This window comes from Bartonella sp. AP65SXKL (assembly GCF_042195725.1).
Lineage (GTDB): Bacteria > Pseudomonadota > Alphaproteobacteria > Rhizobiales > Rhizobiaceae > Bartonella.
Genome location: NZ_JBHIOW010000038.1, coordinates 1 through 3,878, shown reverse-complemented (window position 1 = coordinate 3,878; position 3,878 = coordinate 1). Strand labels below are relative to the sequence as shown.

Here is a 3,878-nt window from a genome sequence, read left to right as displayed (position 1 = left end):
TTGCTGGGTGTATGATGAGGCTCTTGTGTTTAAAAATGGTCACGTTTATGATAATGCAAGAGTTTTTGGCAATGCTGCCATTGGTGGTTTTGTTTATGGCAATGCGCATGTATATGATAAAACCCGCGTGTATTTTGGAGCTCATGTTTATGATAATGCGCATCTTTCTGATAAGGTGTGGGTTTATCAATATGCAAGGGTTTATGGGAATGCAAAATTAACAGGAAGTGCACGCATTTATAGCAAGGCTGAGGTTTATGATCATGCTGTTGTAAGTAGCTCTTCAAAAATTTATGGCAAGGTTTATGGCAATGCTAGCGTGGGTGGGTATGTTAAGGTCTATGGTTCTGTTTATGGGAATGCAAAAGTGACTGGTTATCACACCATTAGAGGTTTGGTACATGGCAATGCAAGGTTAAAAAGAGATGGTTATTCATATGTCAAACAAAACTTTTATTATGCATATGGAATTCCTGAAGATTGTGAAATTTATGAAAACGATACCGTTGTAAAGATTATTGAAAATAACGCTGCGTAAATAATGCGCGGGCGCGGCGGGGGCGCCTGCTTTCCAACCCAATTTTTCCATTTCAAATTTTATCAAATGTTTATCACATTAAATTGTGAGGGTATCTCTATGTGCAAAAAATACGAATTAACCAGTGAAATCAAAAAAATCAAACATGCTCTTACTCGAAATATTATAAACCTTTATCGCATTAAAGCTTTAAAAGATTTTGATGATGTACAGGCGGGGTCTTTAGGCGGCTTTATTGAAAAGGAAGTTAACCTATCCCATGATGGTAATTGCTGGGTGTATGATGAGGCTTGTGTCTATGGTCATGCAAGAGTGTATGACAATGCAAAAATACGCCATTTTTCTCAAGTCTGTGGTCAAGTTTATGGCAATGCTGAAGTCTATGGAAAAGCTTTTATCTCTCAATATGCTAAAGTTTATGACCATGCTTTTATCTATAGCAATGCTCATGTTTATGGCAATATTTATGGGTATGCTCATGTGAATGGTAGTGCCCGCATTCTTGCTGATGCTCATATTTATGACCATGCGCATGTTTCTTATGATGCTACGGTTTTTAGTTATGCACGCGTTTATGGTCATGCCAAGGTTTGTGGCTCTGCTTGCATTTATAGCCATGCAAAAATTTATAATTATGCTGTTATTAATGGTCGTGCTAAAATTTATGGCAAGGTTTATGGAAATGCTTGTGTGAGTGGCTCTTGTGAGATTTATGGCTCTGTTTATGGCAATGCTAAAATCTCATATTGTGCAACAATCTGGGGGCGTGTTTATGGCAATGCAAAAATCAATAAAAAAAGCAAAGTAAGGTTGGTTCCAAAAAATTGTGAGGTGTATGAAAGGGATAATGTTGTCAATATAACTGATAAAACAGAATAAAGAACGGCGTGGGGGGCGTGCTTTCTTTATGGTGTATAAACGCATATAAAATGCATTGCTATAAACATATCATAAAAGAGAGAGTAACATAAAAAAAGCCGTGTCAAATGATATGACGCGGCTTTCAAATAGCGTTTCTTATTGATTAAAATGAATCATCCACAATGGAGTAATGAATGCATATATACAAAACGTATCATATTGCAAGCGCTCTATGAGAGATATGAAAACTTATCAAAAGGAATGTAAATGTGCGTATGATCTTTAATCACTCATTTGAATGAGAGAGCCTATAACGCTTGTTATGGCTATCAAACGTATCAAACAAATCAAAATGCTCGGTAGCTTTAACAATCCAATCAAAAGCAAATGCATATTCAATAAATATCTGCAAAAAACGTTCTTTTTACATTTGGAAGCGTTGGTTTTTACAAAGCAGCTTTTCATAAGATAAATAAACAAACGCTTTTATAAAGTGTAAGGTTTTTAAGATTTTGCTCTGCTGTGAAAGCTAAATCTTAGTTTTCTCATAAATGAAACGTTTTTAAGAGCAAATGATAACTAAGTTATAACTGTAATAAAAAAGAGTTTTAACGTTTCTTATAAAGATCTCATTTTATGTTTCAAACGTTTAAACGTGCATTTAATGAGGTTCTCATAAGCGTATTTGTACTTTTCATTAAAACCTAATTTCTTTAAATATTAGCCGGTCCATTTTGGGGATGTTATCTTAGAATAGAGCATTCTTAAATATTACAGCTTTTGACTCAAAATTAAGTAAAAACCCATACCTTATGATGTTACAATGGTTTTGAAGTTTACTTTCTTATCTTTGTCTAAATAGCTGCCCCCAAATTTGGAAAGAGCTCATTTGGTTTCGTATTTTTAAACTATAACTTTTAAAACGTTTTTAGTACCAAATCTAAAGTAGATAGTTATTCTACTGCCATGGCATTATTTGCTTCCATTTTTTTGTGGAAGCGAATAGTTCCATTCTTAAAGACTAGCCTGCAATCTATTCATTAAAAGGCTTTTCATTTCATAAGATATAGCATTTGAATTTCATGACCTTTATTTCCTACCTCGGTAAAAAAATACCGTGGTTATAAAATCGATCTTGTCTTTAAATCCTTTTATGCAATCTTTAAAATGTTCGGTGTTATGATGATGCTGTTATGACAGCTCTCTATTTTGCGCTCGCCAATTTTGGCGAATGTTAATTTGCTCTTTTATGTGATTAACAATCCAATCTTTAAAACAAGATGTGATCTTTAAACGTATGTTATCGATATTTTCAAACGACTAAATTTAAAACAATGTGATTTGTGCTGTGATAAAAACGTATCATAAAATTTATGAACTGTTATGAATGATATCGGCTTTTCATTTTATTTGAATACACACATGCGTTATAATATTTACATCATGATTTGCTTTTTATGGTCTATTCATACATGCCAATCTTATATAAAAAATGGTCAAATGAATCACGTATAAAAATGTGGATTCTTAAGTGGATTCATATAAAATAATTTCACACAACCTATTGACTTTATTTCATTTTTTGATATGATAGCTTATCAGCTGGTACAAAGAAGATGTGGAGCATGTGAACAAATGGCGTGAACATGCGCGGGAGGATTTTGGTTTTTACAATGGTGATCAATGGAATGAAGAAGATTTATCGGCGTTAAAAAAGCAACGCCGCCCCGTTATGACTTTTAATCGTATTGCTCCGCTTGTGAATGCTGTTGTGGGTTCAGAACGCAACAATAAGCGAGAAGTGCAATTCATTCCTCGTCAAATAGGGAAGGCATTGCCAAGTGAATTGCTTACAGGAGCAGCAGAATGGTTTCGCGACATGGCACATGCTGAATATGCAGATAGTGATGCTTTCCAAGATGCTGTCATTTGTGGAATGGGGTGGACTGATACCCGCCTTGATTATGAGAACAGCCTCGATGGTGAACCGGTCATTACGCGTTTAGATCCTTTAAAAATGGTCTGGGATAGTGCGGCAGTGCAACCGAATTTAACCGATGCACAACGTTTGTGGTATGTAGACCGCAAGCCGTTAGAAGTAGCTAAGCAGATGTTTCCCAAATCTCATTGGACAGAGCTGAGTGCAGATTGGGCAAGGGATGGGAGCTCTCATGAAGGTGTTCACCATAATGATCTTGATTATTACAGTGATGAAGGGAGCATTGATGTTGAAAACGGTCGTCGGATGGTCACGCTTGTTGAAGGACATTATAAACAAAAATACAATAAAGTCAATAGTTTGTTTGTAATTATCTTATATGAATCCACTCAAGAATCCACACTTTTATACGTGATTCATTTGACCATTTTTTATAAACAATTGCCATGTATGAATAGACCATAAAAAGCTAATCATAAAGAAGTTTAAGAAGAAAAAACAACTTCAAAATGTCCTTCAAGCGTTTTAACTTCTTTCGGA

At 35.0% G+C, this 3,878-nt stretch carries 2 protein-coding genes and 1 pseudogene; all 3 read left to right on the top strand.

Annotated features, from left to right (window positions below; all coding sequences use genetic code 11):
- The coding region (locus ACFIMP_RS09355) for a hypothetical protein (RefSeq protein WP_375686309.1) at positions 1–538 on the top strand (538 nt) is incomplete at its 5' end.
- A 99-nt stretch (positions 539–637) separates the two neighbouring features.
- Positions 638–1,417, top strand: a complete 780-nt coding sequence (locus ACFIMP_RS09350; RefSeq protein ID WP_375686308.1) for a hypothetical protein — start codon at positions 638–640, stop codon at positions 1,415–1,417.
- Between the two features lie 1,576 nt (positions 1,418–2,993).
- Positions 2,994–3,666 (top strand): annotated as a pseudogene (locus ACFIMP_RS09345) (portal protein); the annotation flags it as partial.
- Positions 3,667–3,878: the final 212 nt, after the last annotated feature.

What these genes read in the sequence shown, in the direction of transcription:
- ACFIMP_RS09350 (WP_375686308.1), top strand. Translation starts at nt 638, where the DNA reads ATGTGCAAAAAATACGAATTAACCAGTGAAATCAAAAAAATCAAACAT.